The sequence below is a fragment of the Exiguobacterium acetylicum DSM 20416 genome, from assembly GCF_000702605.1.
Classification (GTDB): Bacteria; Bacillota; Bacilli; order Exiguobacteriales; family Exiguobacteriaceae; genus Exiguobacterium_A; species Exiguobacterium_A acetylicum.
Genome location: NZ_JNIR01000001.1, coordinates 125,748 through 145,377 on the forward strand (window position 1 = coordinate 125,748; position 19,630 = coordinate 145,377).

The window sequence follows — 19,630 nt, forward strand, 5'->3', positions numbered from 1 at the left end:
TGGTTGCAACCTGTGTGATTTATTGAGTTGATGTGTCGAGCAAACGATACAGCCGGGTTTTCGTTTGATTATATTGAACGGTCAGCGCATTCCACTTCTTTAATGACGCGGTAGCTTTCCGTGTTAAACGATTTAAATCCGCTGTTGACTCATCAATCTTAACGAAATCCGGTTTTTTCGTCAAGCGTGAAAGCATTTTCTTTTCAGCGTCCATCGCTTGTCGATACGTTTTCGAGAACGTTTGAAACGTCTGCTGGCGTTCCTTGATGATTGCCACTAAGGCAGTTCCTTCTGTTTTTGCTTTACCATCAAGCTTGTTGACAGCATCCTTCAATTCTTCAAGATCGAGTGTAGCGTACATTTCTTTACGTAACGTGTCTTCTTGTTTTAATAGAACAAGCCGTTCGTCATTTAAGGCTTCTAATTCCTCTCGTTCATTTTGAGAGCGTTTGATTTCTTCAGCACCTGCATCAAGAACGGCTTGGTACGTATTAACTGAAATTTCGTCCTGACGAGCACGTTGATCAGCTAGCGTGAATGCCTTCTCTTCACCTTCGACTTGTTGCTCTAGCTGTTCATGAAGAGAAGCTGGTGAATCGTTGGAGCAGGCAGCGAGTCCGAAGCTCGACAGGAACAATACTGCTACGAATGATTTTTTCATCTGAATAGTAACTCCTTATAAATTCGAGTATTGCGCGAAATTGTACGGAATATGGAAATCTTCATCATAAATCGCGAATTGATAGCCTTTTTTCTGAAGTCCGGCAACAATGGCTGGAAGTGCTTTGATGGCTTGTGGTTGTTCATGTAAGAGTATGATTTCAAACGGACGTTCTGCTCGTCGAATGACCGTATTTGCTACTTCTTTTGCACTATCTTTGTAATACCAGTCCATTGAATCGATCGACCAGTCCCACACACGAAAGTCTGCTGAATGAATGGCAGATGCCATTTTTTTCGTGATGCCTGGATCAGAGCCATAAGGTGGTCGTGTCAAATGTGGTGTTAGCTTCGTCAACTCATGGATTTTCTTCTGAACACTTTGCATCTCTGAGACATACTTTCCTTTTTCGTACAATGTATCGTAATCATGCGTTTCCCCGTGTAATCCGATATAGTGTCCAGCTTTAGCAGCAGCTTTGACTTCTTGCGGAAAAGCCTCTACTTGTGATCCGAGATAAAAGAAAGTGGCACGAGTCTGAAGTTGATCCAATGTTCGAAGTAAGTCCGGTGTTAATGCAGATGGACCATCTTCGAATGTTAAATAGGCGACTTTTTTTGTTACACCATTCCATTTTTCCACGCGTGCTTTTTCCATATTGACGACAGGTACTTCAGTAATGGATTTACCTGTCGTAATGGATTGTTGCTCAGGAGTAAAAACGTATCGGTAAGCGACATATCCTCCAACTCCGAGAAAAACAAGTGTGAGAAGTAAGAAAAAACGTGGGAAAAACTTTCTTTTTTTGTACGCGGTCGTGGACCGAGTTCGCTAGCGTGGCTTGAGGTGAATGGATCCATCGTTGTCTGTCGCTCCTTTTGTCAAAAAATATCATATACAGATAATGTAACATTCTGACTGTTTCTTTTGTAACAAACAGATGACAAAAAGATGACGATAAATCGATTTTTCTAAAAAATATCGGTTTATTTAGAAAGAGTTTGCAAGAAATAAAAAAACAACCACTAATTAAGTGATTGTTTCATGTGTTATTAGTGTTCTGTTACAGCACACTCATCGCATTCCGTTTGATAGGATTCACATTGTTCATCCATCTCTTTTCCGCAATGGGCACACGTCTTGACGGGAAGTTCACGATAGAATGCAGCAGATGCTTCTTGGTAAAGGGGTTGTTCCATGTGTTTTTCCTCCTTCAAAGTAAACGCAATGATTTTTATCTTGTTTTCATTGTATTAGTACAGAAGTGTAAAGTCAACAATTGTTTTATAACAGTAAAGGCGTTTGAAGTACTGATAGAGGACAATGAAAAAGAGACATGCTACGATATCTAAGTAATCTGATAATGATAAGGGGGATTTATACATGACACAGGCAACACTTGATACAATGCGTGTCTTAACAGAAAGACGTTCCGTTCGCCATTACGACGAAACGTTCAAGCTTTCAAAACAGGAAGTGGAAGAACTATTAGAATGGACGACAGCGGCGCCGAGTGCTTGGAATTTGCAACACTGGCATTTCACGGTCTTTCATTCGGAAGAAGCGAAGCAGCAACTTGCACCGATTGCTTATAATCAGCCGGCTATCACTTCGGCTTCAGCAGTCATTGCAATCTTAGGTGATGTTCAAGCTAATCGAAACTACAATCCGGTTTATGGTCCGGCAGTAGAAGCAGGTGGCATGACAGAGGATTTGTTCGATTCGATCAAGGCACAAGTAGAGGGCGCTTATCAAAGTGAAGCATACGGTCGCGACGCGGCAATGTCGAATGCGAGTCTTGCTGCGATGCAATTGATGCTTGCGGCAGAAACACGTGGATTATCAACACTCGCAATGGGCGGATTTGATCATCAACGTTTTGCGGAAACGTTCATCACCGAGTCACGGTATGTACCGGTCATGTTAATTGCTGTTGGTAAAGCGGTCGAAGATGCGAAAAAACGTCCCGCACTACGTTTACCGATCGATCAAGTATCAACATTCCTGTAAGTCATTCAAAATGGAGGAAGTGGGGTTCAATTCCTCCATTTTAATTTTTTTTTATTTTTTTCGGAAAAAGACTTGTCAGCCTTTTAGTTTCTTGATATATTAATACATGTCCTAGCAAGTACATAACGTACTGCAAACATGATTCTGTAGCTCAGCTGGGAGAGCGCTACCTTGACAGGGTAGAGGTCGCTGGTTCGAGCCCAGTCAGAATCATACCGAAAGCCCGCTTCTCCTTTTAAAGGAAAAGCGGGCTTTTTTTATTATTTCTTTATCTCATCCTCTGTGACCCATTTATGGTTTTTCACCATCTCTCCACCGTCCGTCGGTTCATAGTTCACCATGTAGACCGTCGTTTTCTTTACTTCATCAATCGTCGCTTTTGCTCCATCCATACCTTTCATATGATCCGCTTTGACAGTCGTTTCATCACCAACTTGCAGTGGCTTAGTTGGAACGGGATCGAGTTCTTCCTGAATGACCCATTTATGATTTTTCACCATCTTTCCACCAGTAGTCGGTTTGTAACTGATCGCATAGACGACGGTATCGTAAGCTCCCGCAATCGTTGCTTTAGCTCCGTCCATACCGTCCATATGATCCGTCGTCAACGTGACGTTGCTTCCTTTCGGATAAGTCGGATCACTGGCTTCCTTTAAACCGGATGGTAGCTTTCCGTCGCTCGAATGCATCATATCTCCATGAGACATATCGTGTGAGTCACTATTACTTCCATCGTTATTGGCGGATCCACATGCACCGAGCCAAAGCGTAGAACTAAGAGCAAGTGCGGTTAATGTCAATGATTTTTTCATATATAACCCTCCTGAAGTCACTAGTCTTCTTTACTATACCCAGCGTATATGCAAATCGTGTGCAGATGAGGTGACAGTTTCGTTTGTCTGCATCGATCGCGTTTTTTTTAGCTATACTAAAAGTGGAGAGAAAAAGGAGGAATCGTCATGCGTCGTATTTCATACTCAGTTGGAGGAATCGTGCTTGCGGCATTTTTAATTTGTGGCAGTGTGTTGTTCGGGACATTGTATTATCAGTTGTCTCAAACACGAACGCAGGAAGTAGTAGACGGTTTACTGAACCGAGGAAATACACACCGTGATGTCCTTGTCGATTCCTATGACCAAACGACGATGCGCCATGTCAGCATGATGGAAGCAGATTCATCGTTTACTGTGGTGATCACTGATGCAGATGGAAAACAACTCGAAGCGTCACGACCTTTGTCGAATGAGATGAAGAGCATGTTAGAGCATACGGATTTTGATTACCGTCAACAAGGAAAAATCGTGACGATGCGTGACTTTTTAATGACGGACAGTCCCATCACCATTGACGGGGAACATCGTGGTCATGTATTCATGTTCGCTTCTAAAGAAATCGTAGATCACGTACTTGATCCGTTGAAACAGCAGTTTTTCCAAGTGGGTCTGCTAGCGCTTTTATTAGCAGGTGCGGCAAGCATTTGGACGACCCGACTCATTTCTCGTCCGTTGATTCAGATGGAAAAAGCGACAGCGCGTCTATTGGATGGGGAAGGTGGAGAGTTGCCGATTGATCGAAAAGATGAACTGGGACAATTGGCGCGTTCGATTCAGCAATTAAAACAAGATCTCGATTTTTTGAATCGGGAACGATCCGAATTTTTAGCAACCGTATCTCATGAACTACGAACACCATTGACATATATAAAGGGATACGCGGATATTCTCGAACGCCAAACGTTGACGCCGGATGAGCAACAACGCTACATTACGATCATTCGAGAAGAAAGTCAGCAAATGAATGAATGGATTGAGCAATTGTTTTGGCTAGCACGAATTGACGCCAATGCTTTTATGATGGAGCGAAAACCTGTCGATGTCGAAGACTTGATTCATCAAGTGATACGATTGATGCGTCCAGACATCGAACAAGAAAATGTTTCGTTCGAGATAGAAGGTGAGCGATTAGAAGTGATGGGTGACGCTCAGCAGCTCCGTCAGATGATCGTGAATATCATTGAAAATGCACGGCGACATACGACGTCGGGAAAAATTATCGTTCGTTATGGTGTCAACGCAGTAGGGGCTTTCATTCAAATCGAAGATACAGGAGAAGGGATCGCTGCAGAATCTTTACCTCATGTAACGAAACGGCTCTACCGAACGGAAGCATCTCGTTCTCGAAAACATGGAGGAACTGGAATCGGACTCTCCATCGTTGAAGCAATTGCTCAGACACATGGTGCAGAATTGAACATCAAGAGTCAACTTGGACATGGAACACAAGTGACACTGCAGTGGAAGGAGAAATAAAATGCCGCATGTATTGATCGTAGATGATGAACCGAGAATGCTTGAACTGCTCAAACTGTATATTCAGCCGTATGGGTACACGTGTCAGCTTGTGGATTCTGCGCAGCAAGCTCTTGATCTCTGCCGTCAGCACGTATTCGACCTGATTTTACTAGATGTCATGATGCCGGATATGGATGGCTGGACATGTTGTCGTCTCATTCGAGAACACTCTAATACCCCAATCTTGATGGTTACGGCTCGGAATCAGCGGGAAGACATCATTCGGACACGGGAAGTGGGAGCGAATGATTACATATCAAAACCGATTCAAGAAGGGGAACTGATCGGGCGAATGGAAGTTTTATTACAGCAACAGTATGATGGTCTATCCTATGACCGGGAAAGCTATCGTTGTAGTTACCTCCAACAAAAGATTTCGTTAACGAAGACGGAGTTTGAGTTGTTAGGTGTATTTTTAGATTCTCCACGACGTGTTTGGACGCGTGATCAGCTAACGACGATGTTATGGGGAGCGGAAGCGGCTGTAGACGAGCGGACGATCGACTCGCATATCAGACATTTAAGAGAAAAACTACGTGTTTGCGGTTTTCCGATTGAACAGCATTTGGAAACAGTTCGCGGAATCGGATACCGCTGGACACACCAGTAAGGGAGATTCAAATATGACGACACTTTATTTTGTACGGCACGCACATTCGACATACTCACCAGATGAGCGAACACGTCCACTTTCGGATACAGGACAAGCAGATGCGAAACGTTTACTTGAAACGTTTCAAGAAATTCCAATTGACAGATTTTGTAGTAGTCCGTATCAGCGAGCGATTGAGACGATTGCACCGCTCGCAGAGGCACGTCAAAAACCAATCATTGAGATAGAGGAACTACGGGAGCGATTATTAGCACCGGGAGAACTTGACGATTTTCAAGCAGCGGTCACATATGTATGGCAACATCCGGATGAAAATCCGTATGGAGGCGAAACGAATAAAGAAGCGTCGCAACGCATTCGGCAATTCATCGACGAACTAGTGGAGAAGCATCCTGACGAAACAGTTGTTCTTGGAACACACGGAAACATCATGGTGTTACTCTTAGAAACATTTGATCCGACGTTTGATTACGCATTTTGGAAGTCCTTACCGATGCCAGCTGTGTGTCGAATGGATGTGAAAGTAGGAAAACAGGTGAACATTCAAGTCGTACCACTTTTGGCGAATACAAAGTAAAAAAAGAGACGGAAACTGATGAGTAAATCAGTTTCCGTCTCTTTTGTAATTGAAGAAATCTTAAGGTGTAGGAACAGCACCTTCATGTTTTTTGATCAAGTCCGCTGTTAATTGACCGGACAAGGTGACCATTGGTACACCGCCGCCTGGATGTGTCGACCCACCAACGAAATAAAGTCCTTCGTACAAGTCACTCTTCGATGGAATCTTAAATCCACCATTTTTCTTCCGATCGGCTGCGACACCATAAATGGATCCACCGTTTGGACCGTACAATTCTTTCAAATCTTCTGGAGTGAAGCGATATTCGAACTCGATCGATTCACGCAAACCGTGAAGTCCCATCCGCTCCAATTTATCGAGAACGACTTCACGATACGCATCCCAGTCGACCTCACCTTTTTGAAGTGTGAGCGGTGGAACGTGTGTCAAGACGAATAAGTTATCCTTCCCTTCAGGAGCTTGGGAAGCGTCAGATTTTGACGAGACACCGACGTAAATCGTCGGATCCTCAGGAGGTGTTCCTTCTTTAAACATTTGGGCGAATTCACGCTCCGGATTTTCCGAGAAAAAGAAATTATGATGCGCGAGTCCACTGTATTCACGATTTACACCGAGTAGTAATACGAGTCCAGAAACGGACGGGGCGAACGATGCCTGTAATTTTTTAGCCTGTTTCCGGGCTTTCTTCTCAGGAACAATCCGTTCGTAAGTCGGAATGACCTCAAGGTTTGAGACGACGATGTCGGCTGCATGGAAGGTTCCGTTCGATAGAACGCCAACCGCTTTTTTATTTTCAAGGACGATTTGTTCAACGGGTGAGTTGAGATGAACCGTGACACGGAGCTCATCAAGCAAACGTTTCATGGCGCGCGCGATTTGGTACATCCCACCTTTGACATAATAGATGCCAAGTCCCATTTGAACATAAATCATTTGGTTGAAGACAGCAGGTGCCTGATAAGGATTGGAACCGACATACATGACCATGTAGTTGAACAGCTGTTCGAGATACGGATCATTGAGGTGTTTCTTTGTTCCGGTCGCGACCGTATTCATCGGGTCCATCTTTAATAAATCAGACATCGTATGATATTTTTTTAAGTCTTTTAAATCTTCAAGACTGTATTTATAAAAACTGTCGAGACATAAGTCGTACATTTGTTTTGAATACCGGAACAATTCGACGAAATCAGCCCGCGACGAGACTTGTTCGACTTCTTCAAGCATTCCAGGTAAATCACCTTTGACATCGATTTTTGTTCCATCCTCAAAAAATGTGCGCCATTGTGGCTCGATGCGTTCGATTTCTAAGTAATCATCTAAGTTCCGATGTACGCTTGAGAAGAGTTGTTCCAGTACCCAAGGCATCGTTAAGATGGAAGGACCAGTATCGAAAGTAAATCCCTTTCCACTACGTTGATTCAGTTTCCCTCCGACGTTCGCATTCTTTTCAAGCATCGTGACTGCATAACCATCTCCAGCCAAACGAATGGCAGCAGACATACCAGCAAGACCTGCTCCAATGACAATTGCGCGTTTCTTCAAATGAATCACTTCTCCTTTAGTAGATGAATGGAATCAATCGTTTTCGTTTCGCAGCCCATACCGTATAGGCAGGTCCAAAACCTTTCGTTAACATCGCTTCCTCGATTCGAATCCGGTAGAGCAAGAAAATGAACATCAGAAGTCCAGAGAGAATGAAAAGTCCGAACTGACCGGTGAACAGGGGGAAGCTCATCGTAATCAACAACAATCCACTATATAACGGGTGACGTAAAAAGCGATAGGGACCGCTACTGACGAGCTGATCACCAGACGCCACGACGACATGACGAGTGAACTGTTGCTTTAAGTGGAGAATTCCCCATAGACGTAAGGAAACACCACACCATAACAAAATGCATGAAGAGATGCGCATGACAGAAGAAACGGTTTCATTCGCAAAGAGGAAAGCGCAGACGATCGTTCCGCTTAGGACAAGGAAAATCAAATAAAAACTAACTTGTTCTGCTGCGCCTGACTTAGACTCGGAGCGATTCCGGAAACGAATCATCTCACCAATCCAGCAGATACTACCAATACTGAAAATCCATTCCCAAAGTGACACGTACGCTACTCCTTTCTACATCAGAATCATGTTTCGAAAACGCATACATCATTATTTACCCATTGTAATTCGTCCTTAAGCTACATTTAGAAAACTTCAGAAATACTTCATTTTCATGACAAGCATTCCGAAAGAACCCTGTTTGAAAAAAAGAATGGTATTCTAATCTAAAATATGGATGCAGATTAGAACATGCATAAAGGAGATAAATGATTCATGAAATACATCACGACACTCATCACGACGTTGACATTAACAGCGGTCTGTACATCAGTGTATATACCAACGGTCGAAGCATCGACTTCTACTTATCGACAAGCAAAGACATCCCTTCATTTGCGTAAAGGAGCATCGATTGATCAACCGAGTCTTGCCGTCATTCCGACGGGGATCTATGTGACGGAACTGTCGAAAGTCGGTACGTGGTCAAAAGTACAATATGGTACGAAGATTGGGTATGCGAGTACGAAGTATCTACTGACGGATGAACAAATCGGTGGAAAACGGATCGGTAAGACCCTCATCGCGAATAAGAACTTAGCGCTCCGCTCGACGTACGCTCCTGGTGAGAATCAACAAGCAAGAGCAGCGTTTGAGAAAATGCGTATAGCGGCTAAAAAAGAGGGAATTACGCTCGTTGCATTTAGTACATATCGCTCTTATGCCTATCAAAAACGTTATTTGATAAATATGTTGCGCGTGATGGATATGAGAAGGCGAGTACGTATAGTGCGGAACCTGGAAAAAGTGAACACCAGACTGGTCTTGCGTTTGATATCGGAGGCGCTGATTCAACAAAATACGCCACGTTCAGCTTTTCAAAAACAAAAGAGGCAAAATGGTTGTTTGCGAATGCTCACCGCTATGGCTTCCATCTCCGCTATCCATCGGGCAAAGAATCTTGGACGGGTTATACGTATGAGAGCTGGCACTATCGGTATGTCGGAGCAACGCTTGCCGCTCGCCTAAAAGTCAGTGGACTAACAATGGAAGAGTATTTCCATCTCGCACCATGGAAACCAGTAAAGGTTTCGACTTCTTAAAAATATGGTAAATAGAGGATGTTGACTTAGTCGGTTATTCGTCTCAGGTGAAAGAGGTGGAACGAATGGCAAAAAAAGATGCGAAACATCACATCATGACGTTTACGTTCAAAGAAGAAGCGACATCCTATCAAGTGTTCAGTGAGTTGAAAAAGTATCATGCGCGAGGGCAAGTCGATTTCGAACAGATTGCTGTCATCAAGCGAAATGAGAATGGTGCTTTTTCATTTGAAGATGCTGTAGACCTAAGTGGATCGAATCGCGCCGTTAAAGGTTCCTTGATCGGAATGGCCGTTGGTATCTTAGGTGGACCGTTCGGCATCTTGCTTGGTTCGATGACGGGTATGCTGATCGGCGGATCGAAAGACATGAAGGAAAATCAAGAAATCCAAGAGACATTCAAACGGACACTCGGTGTCATTCCACCTGGACAAACAGGAATCATCGCGATTGGTGAAGAGTTTGAACCATCCGTTCTCGATGGATTAGTGGCGCAACATGATGGTACTTTGGAACGAACGGATGAACAGTTAGAGTCATAAGGTCTTATAGAATGAAAAGGAGCCTATCGCTTTGATTGCGATAGGCTCCTTTCATGTTCATTTACTTAGTCGTACGTTCTTTTTTTGCTTTTTTAAAGAAGAACAATTCGTAGACGACAGGAACGATGATAAGTGTTAACAACGTAGAGGTCGTTAATCCACCAATGACCGTCAAGGCAAGACCTTTTGAGATCAATGTTCCGGAAGAAGTCGTTAATGCGAGTGGTACCAATGCCATGATTGTTGCAAATGCGGTCATCAGGATTGGGCGTAATCGCGTTTTACCAGCTTCAATCAATGATTCGCGAATCGGCATACCGCGTCCGACGTTTTGACCGATGCGGTCGACGAGAACGATTGCGTTCGTGGTGACGATTCCGATCAACATCAGGAAGCCGATCATGACACTAACAGACAATGGTTCATTCGCAAGGAAGAGTGTGACGAGTGAACCAATCGGAACAAAGATCAGAGATGACAAGATGATGAACGGAATCCGAGCTTTTCCGAACGTAATCAACATTGTCAGGTACACGAGTCCGATCGCAACGACGATTGCGATTCCGAGTGATTGGAAGATTTCGACCGTATCATCATTTCCACCACCACTTGTCAGCGAGACACCGTCTGGTAAATCGATTTTTTCGACGTCAGCTTTTACAGCGTTCGAAACGTTTTGAACGTCGTCTCCTTTAACCTGTCCAGATACGCGAGCATATACTTTTCCATCGAGCTTCTGAATCGATGTGAATGTCTCGACTTCATTGACGTTCGCAACATCTTTCAAAGCGACAGGACCGTTTGCTGAGAAGAGTTGGACATCTTCGAGATCTTCTTTTGAGACGAGACCTTCTTCATAAGATAATTGTACGTCTTGATCCTTATTGTCGAGATTGAGCGTTCCAACCGTGACAGGCTTCGTTTGATCGTTGACGGTACCGAGAATCTGGAAACCAGATAGTCCGCGATCACTTGCTTTCTCAGGATCGATTTCTACGAGATACTGCTTTTGTTTTTCGCTGAAGTTGTTCGTGATATATTTCAAATCATTATTTTTCGACATGTTATCCTCGACGAGTTTTGCCGCCTCTTGAAGAGCTTCGAGGTCGTTCGAGAACAAGTCGACATCGACGTTGTTATTCGATGGAGGACCACCTGTTGATAGTTCAGCCACACTGATTTTAACATCGACGTTTTCATCTTGAGCGATGTTTTCCATCTGTGTCTCAAGTGATTTGATCGTTTTCTCGACGTTTACGCCGTCTTTTAGATTCAAGAAATAACTTGCTTTATTATCGAGACGTAAGCCTGTCGTGAAGTCACGTGCTCCAACAGAAGTCGTCACGTCAGCAATGGCTTGTTCTTTGTCGAACATTTTTTCCATCTCAAACGAAACGTCACTTGTTTTTTCAAGTGATGTAGCAGCAGGAAGTTCAAGCGATGCCGTCAAGGTCTTCGATGCTTCGTTCGGAATGAACGTAAAGCCGAGACGCGGTACGATCGCCAAAGAACCACCGAGAAGGACAAACGATACGACCAAGATGATTGCCTTGTGCGAGAGTGATTTTTCAATCAGCTTGCCATACCAACGTTGAAGAGCACCTTCTTTTTCTTCCGCTGGTACCTTCTTGAATGCAAACTTCGCGAGAATCGGTACGATCGTGATTGCCACAAGTAGTGAAGCAAGTAATGAGAAAATAATCGTCAAAGCGAACGGTAAGAAGAACTTACCAGTAATCCCACCGACAAATCCAATCGGTAGGAAGACGACGACGGTCGTCAGCGTCGATGACGTGATTGCTTTTAGAATCTCTTTCGTCGATTGTTCGATGATCTCATCCGTCATACCGGATTCGGATTTTCGGACGCGCCGGAAGATGTTCTCGATGACAACGATACTATCATCGACGACACGACCGACTGCAACAGCCATCCCACCAAGTGTCATGATGTTCAGGGAGATATCTTGCCAGTTCAAGAAGATCGCTGCGATGAGTAATGATAAAGGAATCGAGACGATGGCAATGATCGTTGCACGTAAGTTCCGTAAGAATAAGAGTACTGCGAGTGATGCGAAGAGGGCACCAAGTAATCCTTCTTTGACGAGTGTCGCAACGGACTCCTCGATATCCTTCGCTGAATCAATCCCAATCGTATAGTCGACTTGGTCGTCATATTTATTGAGGATCTTCGTGACTTCATCTGCGATTTCGACCGTATTGGCATCTTGTTTTTTCGTGATCGCCATCGATAAGGAATCTTTTAAATCGTAACGTGTTTTTTCACTTTGTTGTGAGACTGCTTCGATTTTTGCGATATCCTCTAGGCGAATCGGTTCTGCAGGTTCAGAAGCCTGATCTGCAGCTGCATCACCTGTTGTACTTGGTGGTCCTTGCGTTGCCCCTTGTGGTGGACCGCCAGCAGATGAACCACCTGTTTGACCGTTACTTGATGAACTAGCCGCACCTGCAGCAGGTGTCAATTGGAGATTTTTTAGTTTATCTAGATTTTCTAATTTTTCCTCAACACGAATCGGAATTTTCGAATCGTTTTCCGATAGCTGACCAGATGGGAACGAGACATACTTTCCATTAATTTGTTCCTTGATGCTTGAGAGCGAGAGACCCGCTTCCGTCGCTTTTCCCTTATCGACGGTGATTTGAACGAGATCATCCTTATAGCCACCAACCGACACGCTGTTGATGCCTGGAATCTTATTAAGTTCAGGTTCGATATCTTCCTTTAGAATTTTTTCGATGTCTTTGCCATCTTTGCTAAAGAAAGAGATATTATAGATCGGGAACGATCCAAAGGACAGACGATTTAATTTCGTCGTTGCTTCCTCCGGTAGATTCGCATCTTGGATGGCAGCATCGATTTGTTGTTCGACCTTATCCATATCGGTATCGAACGGGAATTCGATGTTTAAGATACCGATACTTTCATAAGAAGAACTTGTTAGCTTGGTAGCCCCTTCAATTCCTTTAAGGGAAGTTTCAAGCTTTGAGACGACTTGTTTATCGACATCGTCAGGTGATGCACCAGGGTAAACCGCTTCGATTGAAATCTGAGGAAACTCGATTTCCGGGAACTGATCAACTTTTAATTGTGAGAAGGAATACACGCCTCCTAAAATCAATAGGATTGCAATGATGAAGACAGCAACCGAGTTCTTCAAACTAAATCGGGTTAAAAAGTTCATATGAACGCTCCTTTCTTTTTATATGTGCTTATTTACATAGTAGAGGACACTCATAGAACCCGCAACTTTAAAACTGTTTTTATTTAAAAAGATCATTTTGAAAAAAGATAATTTTTTTTGTTAAAAAGGCTTTACACTTTTCGATATGCTGCTATAATAAAAACATACCCAGTAACAACACAGCATGATTCTGTAGCTCAGCTGGGAGAGCGCTACCTTGACAGGGTAGAGGTCGCTGGTTCGAGCCCAGTCAGAATCATACCGAAATCGTTCCTTTTCGAAGGAGCGATTTTTTTGCGTTAAAAAAACTATTCCCGAAATCAATCAGGAATAGTTGGAAGGGAGGTAAATTGTTTTATTGAATTTCGAGATGAAGATCGCCGCGCTTCGTCCACCCTGCGACAGTCGTCAATCGATAGAAGACGAGCGTCAGGACACCAGGTAGAACGACACCAGTCAAGAAGAAGACGAGGAACGCCTGAGGACCTTGGTTGACGAAGATATTGAGTGGGGCAATCATCGAATTGAGTCCAAGTCCTGCGAGTTCGTACGGTACTTTCAAAGAGAGAAGAAGCGTCGCGACAGGAGCTGAAATCATCGCTGCGAGAAACGGTGCAACGACAAGACGTGGATTTTTAACGATATTCGGGAATTGTACTTTAGGTGTTACAAAGAATGAAGCAATCAAACCACCTGGATCCGTCTGACGGTATGCCATCAACGTGAAGCCGACGAATTGAGCGGAACAGCCAATGAGTGCAGCGGCACTCGCTACAGGATCAAGTTGCAAAGCGATAGCGAGTGCAGCGGACGAAGCAGGAGACATCAATAAGACACTAAAGATGAGTGCAATAACAAGAGATGTAGCAATAGGAGAAGACTCGACTGAAGCTGTGATCATGGCACTGAATTTTGTAAGGAGTGGTGTCGTGACGGCAGCAGCACCGATTCCGGTCACACCGCCAGCAAGGACAGCGCTCATTGGGATGACCATCATGTCAAATTTCGTTTTTCCAGTCATGCGTTTTCCGACGTATACAGCGACAGCAGCCGCGAGTAATGCACTGATCGGCTGACCGGGTACAAGAACGAGTCCAGAAGCAGTCGATTGAAGGGCGGCACCACCGATCGTCGCTGCGATCATCGCGCTGAACAGCACAAGTGTGTTTCCTCCGAGCTGAAAGGCAATACCGGCACCAAGCGCGGGAGCGAGTAGTACTTTTGCGACACCACCAATCGTCAGTAACATTTGGATATGTAGAAGATTTCCGAGTGTCTCAATCAGAAGTCCGACACCAAGTGTTACAAGAACGGCATTTGCCATTCCAGCTGATACTTTTACCATTCGATCCATCGCATATTCTTTCAACGTTGTCATCCTCTCTCTATCTATCTCTATTTTTTGCCATGAAAAAAGCCTATCCGTTTTTGGGATAGGCGCCACTCATTCTGTGCGGGCGCCTCATTCGATGCATCGAAAGAAGGGCCCAAAAATCATTTCCGCTTCATCATCGGAAAAGTTTTCAGTCCCTCATGCATAGAATAATCAGTCGTCCGGCTTGGTTAAATGGCTGTTGCGTCGGAATCATTCGATCGTGCCCCTCTCTGTGAATTTTTCTAAGCCTAACATGCTCTTGATCAATAATCAATATTTTCTGACAATTTATTTTTCCTGAAATCTGACAGGAATTCACGATATCATCGGGAAATCCTAATGTACCAACAATGGAGGCGTTTACATGAAAGTTATGCTTTTTACAGATATTCACGGCAATGCATCAGCTTTGCGTGCTGTATTGTCCCATCTTGATCAACAAACAGATATCGATGCCGCTTATTGTCTCGGTGATCTTGTCGGTATTGGACCAGAGCATAATGAGGTCATCGATTTATTAAGACAACGGTCTGATATCCAGACGATTTCTGGAAATCATGATGAATGTGTCCTTGCTTTAATCCATGGGGAGACCTATCCCGATAGTTACCGACATGCTAAAGAGCACCATCAATGGATCGCGGATACGTTGACGCAAGAGAATCAAAAGTATTTGGAGCACTTACCACGTATCTTAAATGTTACGCATCAGGAACAAACGATGCACCTGACGCACTATGCTTACGCCGACCAGACGAAGAAGATTGGTGAAGAGCCATTAAAGCAAGCAGTGGATGGAACGAAAGAAAGCTTATCCGTCCTGTTTGCTGGAAGTGAGGCACGGATCATTGGTTTCGGTCATCATCATCCAGCGCAACAAGTCGAGACAGAGCAAACGCTCTTTATTAATCCAGGTGCACTTGGATGTCAGGAAACAGCTGTTGCTCCAGTAGCAATTATCGATTGGGAGAAGGACCAAGTCCGTTCAGAAATCCTGAAGATTTCATATGATGATCGACCATTTCTAGATGTGCTCAATACGACGAAAATGCCGGAACGTGAGTTGATGCGCCGCCTCTTCTTCGGTAGTAGGACATGAAAAAACCTTCATGAAATGTTCATGAAGGAGTTCAATCAAGACGATAGTTTTGTCATGACCGAGATAAGACACACGACAATCAGTAACATGATACCAATGTTTCGTTTCAATGGATGGCGTGACCAGTAAAAGAATAGCGCAAGGACAGGGGCCACAAAAAAGGCAACGATGAGACTAATTAATGTTGCAAGAAATAATACAAATATCCAAAGTTTGCTCGTTATCCGGTATACCTGCCACATGTCGTAAAGCGACATGAGTGTATAAGCGAGCAACACAAAGATGATTCCGGTCGATAAACTCAAAGTAATCATCACTCCATTCTCTATTTAGTATAAAGGAGGGAGCGAGAATGATTATACGACTTGAAGTAAAAAACGTGACGAATCGATGAACGTACGATGATATGCTGTAACGAAAGAGAAAGGGGAAGGCACCTATGTCAAATATCTATCGTCGTTTTTTTCTGTTTCCGGATATTTTGATCATGCTCGTATTACTGATTGCGATCAGTAGTTATGTCTTTGCTCAGCCATTTCATTGGTCGATTTTACTGTTCTTTTGTCTTGGACTGATCATCTTTAGTTTCAGTGAATACCTGACCCATCGCTTTTTGTTTCATTTGCCACCACCTAAGAATACGTTCGGACGAAAGCTGTTGAAGCGACTTCACTACGATCATCATGCGCATCCGAATGAACTGCATCTGTTGTTTTTGCCCGTCTGGTATTCCTTGCCGAATCTTAGTTTCTTTGTGGCTCTGACCTATCTTCTGATGCAATCGGTCGTCTCGACAGCCGCAGCTGCAAGTGGATTGATCGTCATGTTACTCGTTTACGAGTGGAAACATTACGTGGCACACGTTCCACTGAAACCGAGAACACGTTTTGGAAAATGGATGAAAAAGACGCATCTATTACATCATTTCAAAAATGAACACTATTGGTTTGGTGTATCCAATCCGGTGGGAGATTGGTTGTTTGGCACTTTGAAGGATGAAAAAACAGTTACTTCTAGTCAAACAGCACGAAATTTAGAAAAGAATCGAGAATATGAAAAACCGCCGATCAGCTGACCGGCGGTTTTTCAATTCATAAAATGCGTAGCATGGCACGACGAATCGTATCTAATTCTAAAGGTCGAGCAATCAATGGCCATTCGGCAATTAGCGCAATGTACGTCCGGAAAATCAGAAAGGCTGTGACATCGACTGGTACATCACGATCATCTTGTCCAAGGCGCGTCTCAAGTAGCGTTTTAAGATATTCGACGACATGTCGTTCGATACGTGTCCGTAGTTCCTGCATCTCTTGTAATTTTAAGTTGCGTGTTTCTTCGATGATTTGAAGAATGAACAAATGTTGTTGCTGATGATAGACGATGGCGTCAATCATTGCTTGTTTATTTTCTTCTACCGTCGCATGTTCGACGTAAGCGCGTTCGGCTTCTTCTTTCATTTCTTGCAGCACACGTGTTACGAGCGATTCGAACAGGTTGAGCTTACTTTCAAACAGTTGGTAGACAGTCGGTTTTCCGACGTGAGCGCGTCGGGCGACACGCTCAATCGTCGTACCTTTATAACCAAGTTCAGAAAAGCAAGCCATCGCTGAGTCTAGTATCAGTGTTTCTTTATCAGACTGTGTCATGTTGTTTTCGTCTCACTTTCGTTGAGAGTAGAATCCGTTTGGCTCCGAGCCCTCCAACAAAGCTGATGATCAACGCGACGACTAAGATAGTCGCAAGGACTTGACTGTTTGAGATGAGGGCGTCTGTCACACCAAGTCCAAGAGCTTCACGGAATCCGCCGACTGAATACGTCATTGGTAAGAACGTATGGATGGCTTGGAAGAAGCTTGGCGTCATCTCGACTGGGAACGTACCACCACTACCACCGATTTGAAGCAGAAGTAGTAGGAAGGCAAGGAACTGTCCGACGCGACCGAGTAGCATCGCGAGCGTGAACAGAATCGTAATGAACGTCATACCTGTTAAGGCAGCAAATCCATAGAGCGCAGGAACACTCGCGACATCAGCATCCAGGACATAAACGATGGCTGTAGCCGCTGCGACACCTTGTAAGGCTCCAATCGGTAAGATGAGTGATAATTTACCGACAAGGAAGCGCCATGTCAGACTTTCACCATGTTCTGGACGAATCTGATAGACAGACGAGAACATCAAGGCACCTGCGAATAAGGCAATACTAAGGATATAAGCTGATAAACCAGAACCGTAGTTGTTGACCGTCGAATAGTCATGTTCTTTTAAGACGACGGGTTCTGCCAGCATATTATCCCGCTCTTTCGTCGGCTTGACGGTTGCGTCTTTAGCCCCTTTGCTGAGCTCATCCTTCAATGTTTTAGCACCATCTTCAAGTTTTGTGTTGGCATCCGCGATTTTCGAAGCCCCATCGGTCGTTTTGCCGATTCCGTCCGTAATCGTAGTTGAACCAGAAGCCAATTGTCCTAACCCGTTATTTAACGCGCTAGCACCTGTTTGGAGTTGATGTGTGCCATCTGACAGTTGGTTCGCACCGTCAGCCAGTTGTGCGCCACCTGTTGCGGCTTTATGCACACCTGCAGTATATTGACCGAGTTTTTCATTGAATGTTTGTTGACCACTTGCTAATTGTTGTGCACCAGACTCGACTTGTTTCGCACCGTCGACGAGTTTCACTTGACCTGCGTTCAGTTGTGATACAGCTGATTCGACTTGTTGACCACCTGCAGCCAGTTGACCAATCTTCTTCGTCGCGTCCGTTGCTTGAGCAAGACTCTGATCAATCGCGCCTTCTTGGGCGGCGAGATTTTGGATGTTTTCTTCTAATGAACCGATAGAACCGAGTAACGTTTGTTTTTCTTCATCCGATAACTGTTCAGAAGCAGAAATGACTTCTTTTAGTTGCGCGACGTTTGCTTCAAGTGCTTCACGACGTGCTCGTAAATCTTGTTTCGCTTTTTCAGCATCTTGATTAAGTTGCGTTAAAAAGGCGTTGGCAGCTTGTGCTTTTTCATCCAATTGATTTAATCCATCCGTCAATTGAGGAATTTTTTCATTAAGCTGAGCCGTACCTGCAGCCAGTTGCTCTGCCCCTTGACGGACTTGTGTCGAGCCACCGCTGAGTTTCGTTGCTCCGTCTTCTAGTTGTGCAGCACCGGCTTGTAATTTGCCACCATTTTCGTCTAGCGTGTTCAACCCAGAAGACAACTCACCCGTTTTTTGGGCGAAGAGGGCAGTCTTTTCGTCGAGTGTCGTGACGCCGTCACTGAGTTTTTTAGAACCTTGATTTGCTTCTCCGAGTTTTTCGGACAGTGTCAGACTGCCATCTGCGAGCTTTCCAAGATTCGTTGCCAGTGTTTTGGCACCATCCGCTGTTTTATGGTTGCCATCTTCTAGTTTAGAAGAACCGTCCGATGCCTTTTCCATACCGTTTGCGATTTTCTTCAACGCACCGAAGATCGCACTACTGTATTGTTTCGTCACGGATTTTCGGATCTTTTCGTTTAATTGTTTTGCAGCCGTACTCGAAATTTGTGTCCCCGAGTAGTTTTTGGCTGGATTCAAGTAATACTCCAACTCAATCTTCTTCGGATGATCATCGAGTAGTGTTGTTGCATTTTTAGAGAAGTTCTTCGGGATGACGACCGTCATATAGATTTTGCCGTCACGTAATTCTTTTTCGGCTTTGTCCTTAGATAAGAACTGCCAATCAAAATCATCATTTTTTTTGAGTTTGTCGACGAATTGATCCCCGATGTCGACTTTCTCTCCTTTAAACTTCGTCGCCTTGTCCTCGTTGACGATAGCGACCTTGATGTCTTCTGTTTGACCGTATGGGTCCCAGAATGCAGATAAGAAGATGGAGTTGTAGAGAAACGGTACGAGGATGAGGGCGAGAATGACGACAATCATCATCGGACTCTTCAATTTCTTCCATTCTGAGCGAAACATAAATACAAATCCCCTTTCTAAAACTCAAAACTTATTTGGGTTTTAGGTTTTGATGAGGTTTACTTTACTCTCTTCATTAAAAAAAGCAATCTATAA

Annotated in this window: 18 protein-coding genes, 2 tRNA genes and 1 pseudogene; 10 read left to right on the forward strand and 11 right to left on the reverse strand. The window is 44.1% G+C overall.

What is annotated here, in order from left to right:
- Positions 1 to 19: 19 nt before the first annotated feature.
- The 3 genes from P401_RS0100590 to yhfH all read right to left on the reverse strand — a co-directional run bounded on the left by P401_RS0100590 (position 20) and on the right by yhfH (position 1,860).
- Positions 20 to 661 carry a YkyA family protein gene (locus P401_RS0100590; protein WP_051656212.1) on the reverse strand — a complete coding sequence of 214 codons (642 nt, stop codon included), beginning with the start codon at positions 659 to 661 and terminating at the stop codon, positions 20 to 22.
- A 15-nt stretch (positions 662 to 676) separates the two neighbouring features.
- A complete protein-coding gene (locus P401_RS0100595; RefSeq protein ID WP_236627054.1) occupies positions 677 to 1,318 on the reverse strand; it encodes a polysaccharide deacetylase family protein in 642 nt (213 codons plus the stop codon).
- A gap of 395 nt (positions 1,319 to 1,713) precedes the next feature.
- Positions 1,714 to 1,860 (reverse strand): protein YhfH, encoded by a 147-nt coding sequence (gene yhfH, locus P401_RS18205; protein WP_064505459.1) that lies wholly within the window; start codon positions 1,858 to 1,860, stop codon positions 1,714 to 1,716.
- Positions 1,861 to 2,044: 184 nt separating this feature from the next.
- Between yhfH and P401_RS0100610 the strand changes: the two genes are divergently transcribed.
- The gene (locus tag P401_RS0100610; protein ID WP_029340793.1) at positions 2,045 to 2,671 is read left to right on the forward strand and encodes a nitroreductase family protein; all 627 of its coding nucleotides are present in this window, start codon (positions 2,045 to 2,047) and stop codon (positions 2,669 to 2,671) included.
- Between the two features lie 140 nt (positions 2,672 to 2,811).
- Positions 2,812 to 2,884, forward strand: a tRNA-Val gene (locus tag P401_RS0100615).
- Positions 2,885 to 2,931: 47 nt separating this feature from the next.
- On the opposite strand, the gene P401_RS0100620 is transcribed toward P401_RS0100615, so the two are convergent.
- The gene (locus P401_RS0100620) at positions 2,932 to 3,483 is read right to left on the reverse strand and encodes a YdhK family protein (protein ID WP_029340794.1); all 552 of its coding nucleotides are present in this window, start codon (positions 3,481 to 3,483) and stop codon (positions 2,932 to 2,934) included.
- A gap of 147 nt (positions 3,484 to 3,630) precedes the next feature.
- On the opposite strand from P401_RS0100620, the gene P401_RS0100625 reads away from it, so the two are divergent.
- Genes P401_RS0100625 through P401_RS0100635 form a run of 3 tightly spaced genes read left to right on the forward strand, consistent with a single transcriptional unit; the run spans position 3,631 to position 6,212 of the window.
- The gene (locus tag P401_RS0100625; protein WP_029340795.1) at positions 3,631 to 4,980 is read left to right on the forward strand and encodes a sensor histidine kinase; all 1,350 of its coding nucleotides are present in this window, start codon (positions 3,631 to 3,633) and stop codon (positions 4,978 to 4,980) included.
- A 1-nt stretch (position 4,981) separates the two neighbouring features.
- Positions 4,982 to 5,632, forward strand: a complete 651-nt coding sequence (locus P401_RS0100630; RefSeq protein ID WP_029340796.1) for a response regulator transcription factor — start codon at positions 4,982 to 4,984, stop codon at positions 5,630 to 5,632.
- A 13-nt stretch (positions 5,633 to 5,645) separates the two neighbouring features.
- The gene (locus tag P401_RS0100635; protein ID WP_034785891.1) at positions 5,646 to 6,212 is read left to right on the forward strand and encodes a histidine phosphatase family protein; all 567 of its coding nucleotides are present in this window, start codon (positions 5,646 to 5,648) and stop codon (positions 6,210 to 6,212) included.
- Between the two features lie 60 nt (positions 6,213 to 6,272).
- Here the strand turns inward: P401_RS0100635 and P401_RS0100640 are convergent, their stop codons facing one another.
- The gene (locus tag P401_RS0100640) at positions 6,273 to 7,760 is read right to left on the reverse strand and encodes a phytoene desaturase family protein (RefSeq protein WP_029340798.1); all 1,488 of its coding nucleotides are present in this window, start codon (positions 7,758 to 7,760) and stop codon (positions 6,273 to 6,275) included.
- 16 nt (positions 7,761 to 7,776) lie between these two features.
- Positions 7,777 to 8,322 carry a methyltransferase family protein gene (locus P401_RS0100645; RefSeq protein ID WP_023467151.1) on the reverse strand — a complete coding sequence of 182 codons (546 nt, stop codon included), beginning with the start codon at positions 8,320 to 8,322 and terminating at the stop codon, positions 7,777 to 7,779.
- A gap of 216 nt (positions 8,323 to 8,538) precedes the next feature.
- Between P401_RS0100645 and P401_RS19090 the strand changes: the two are divergent.
- Together P401_RS19090 and P401_RS0100655 are read left to right on the forward strand one after the other, a co-directional pair.
- Positions 8,539 to 9,365 (forward strand): annotated as a pseudogene (locus P401_RS19090) (D-alanyl-D-alanine carboxypeptidase family protein).
- A 65-nt stretch (positions 9,366 to 9,430) separates the two neighbouring features.
- A complete protein-coding gene (locus tag P401_RS0100655; RefSeq protein WP_023467153.1) occupies positions 9,431 to 9,907 on the forward strand; it encodes a hypothetical protein in 477 nt (158 codons plus the stop codon).
- 61 nt (positions 9,908 to 9,968) lie between these two features.
- Here P401_RS0100655 and P401_RS0100660 read toward each other — a convergent pair whose 3' ends face one another.
- Positions 9,969 to 13,109 (reverse strand): efflux RND transporter permease subunit, encoded by a 3,141-nt coding sequence (locus tag P401_RS0100660; RefSeq protein ID WP_029340799.1) that lies wholly within the window; start codon positions 13,107 to 13,109, stop codon positions 9,969 to 9,971.
- A gap of 186 nt (positions 13,110 to 13,295) precedes the next feature.
- On the opposite strand from P401_RS0100660, the gene P401_RS0100665 reads away from it, so the two are divergent.
- Positions 13,296 to 13,368 (forward strand) — tRNA-Val (locus tag P401_RS0100665).
- A 96-nt stretch (positions 13,369 to 13,464) separates the two neighbouring features.
- On the opposite strand, the gene P401_RS0100670 is transcribed toward P401_RS0100665, so the two are convergent.
- A complete protein-coding gene (locus P401_RS0100670; RefSeq protein ID WP_029340800.1) occupies positions 13,465 to 14,487 on the reverse strand; it encodes a PTS transporter subunit IIC in 1,023 nt (340 codons plus the stop codon).
- 361 nt (positions 14,488 to 14,848) lie between these two features.
- Between P401_RS0100670 and P401_RS0100675 the strand changes: the two genes are divergently transcribed.
- Positions 14,849 to 15,583, forward strand: a complete 735-nt coding sequence (locus P401_RS0100675; protein ID WP_029340801.1) for a metallophosphoesterase family protein — start codon at positions 14,849 to 14,851, stop codon at positions 15,581 to 15,583.
- A gap of 35 nt (positions 15,584 to 15,618) precedes the next feature.
- On the opposite strand, the gene P401_RS18415 is transcribed toward P401_RS0100675, so the two are convergent.
- On the reverse strand, positions 15,619 to 15,897 hold the full coding sequence (locus P401_RS18415; protein ID WP_152548161.1) for a hypothetical protein: 279 nt from the start codon (positions 15,895 to 15,897) through the stop codon (positions 15,619 to 15,621).
- Positions 15,898 to 16,022: 125 nt separating this feature from the next.
- On the opposite strand from P401_RS18415, the gene P401_RS0100680 reads away from it, so the two are divergent.
- The gene (locus P401_RS0100680) at positions 16,023 to 16,658 is read left to right on the forward strand and encodes a sterol desaturase family protein (protein ID WP_029340802.1); all 636 of its coding nucleotides are present in this window, start codon (positions 16,023 to 16,025) and stop codon (positions 16,656 to 16,658) included.
- A gap of 16 nt (positions 16,659 to 16,674) precedes the next feature.
- On the opposite strand, the gene P401_RS0100685 is transcribed toward P401_RS0100680, so the two are convergent.
- The gene (locus tag P401_RS0100685; protein ID WP_029340803.1) at positions 16,675 to 17,229 is read right to left on the reverse strand and encodes a TetR/AcrR family transcriptional regulator; all 555 of its coding nucleotides are present in this window, start codon (positions 17,227 to 17,229) and stop codon (positions 16,675 to 16,677) included.
- Positions 17,216 to 19,534 (reverse strand): YhgE/Pip domain-containing protein, encoded by a 2,319-nt coding sequence (locus tag P401_RS0100690; RefSeq protein ID WP_029340804.1) that lies wholly within the window; start codon positions 19,532 to 19,534, stop codon positions 17,216 to 17,218. The genes P401_RS0100685 and P401_RS0100690 overlap by 14 nt, the downstream gene beginning before the upstream one ends.
- Between the last annotated feature and the right edge of the window lie 96 nt (positions 19,535 to 19,630).

Bases quoted from the DNA above. Each gene is read 5' to 3' on its own strand.
- P401_RS0100685 (WP_029340803.1), bottom strand. From the start codon at position 17,229: ATGACACAGTCTGATAAAGAAACACTGATACTAGACTCAGCGATGGCT.
- yhfH (WP_064505459.1), bottom strand. From the start codon at position 1,860: ATGGAACAACCCCTTTACCAAGAAGCATCTGCTGCATTCTATCGTGAA.
- P401_RS0100675 (WP_029340801.1), top strand. From the start codon at position 14,849: ATGAAAGTTATGCTTTTTACAGATATTCACGGCAATGCATCAGCTTTG.
- P401_RS0100595 (WP_236627054.1), bottom strand. From the start codon at position 1,318: ATGGAAAAAGCACGCGTGGAAAAATGGAATGGTGTAACAAAAAAAGTC.
- P401_RS0100680 (WP_029340802.1), top strand. From the start codon at position 16,023: ATGTCAAATATCTATCGTCGTTTTTTTCTGTTTCCGGATATTTTGATC.
- P401_RS0100620 (WP_029340794.1), bottom strand. From the start codon at position 3,483: ATGAAAAAATCATTGACATTAACCGCACTTGCTCTTAGTTCTACGCTT.
- P401_RS0100690 (WP_029340804.1), bottom strand. From the start codon at position 19,534: ATGTTTCGCTCAGAATGGAAGAAATTGAAGAGTCCGATGATGATTGTC.
- P401_RS0100635 (WP_034785891.1), top strand. From the start codon at position 5,646: ATGACGACACTTTATTTTGTACGGCACGCACATTCGACATACTCACCA.
- P401_RS0100655 (WP_023467153.1), top strand. From the start codon at position 9,431: ATGGCAAAAAAAGATGCGAAACATCACATCATGACGTTTACGTTCAAA.
- P401_RS0100590 (WP_051656212.1), bottom strand. From the start codon at position 661: ATGAAAAAATCATTCGTAGCAGTATTGTTCCTGTCGAGCTTCGGACTC.
- P401_RS18415 (WP_152548161.1), bottom strand. From the start codon at position 15,897: ATGATTACTTTGAGTTTATCGACCGGAATCATCTTTGTGTTGCTCGCT.
- P401_RS0100610 (WP_029340793.1), top strand. From the start codon at position 2,045: ATGACACAGGCAACACTTGATACAATGCGTGTCTTAACAGAAAGACGT.
- P401_RS0100660 (WP_029340799.1), bottom strand. From the start codon at position 13,109: ATGAACTTTTTAACCCGATTTAGTTTGAAGAACTCGGTTGCTGTCTTC.
- P401_RS0100630 (WP_029340796.1), top strand. From the start codon at position 4,982: ATGCCGCATGTATTGATCGTAGATGATGAACCGAGAATGCTTGAACTG.
- P401_RS0100670 (WP_029340800.1), bottom strand. From the start codon at position 14,487: ATGACAACGTTGAAAGAATATGCGATGGATCGAATGGTAAAAGTATCA.
- P401_RS0100625 (WP_029340795.1), top strand. From the start codon at position 3,631: ATGCGTCGTATTTCATACTCAGTTGGAGGAATCGTGCTTGCGGCATTT.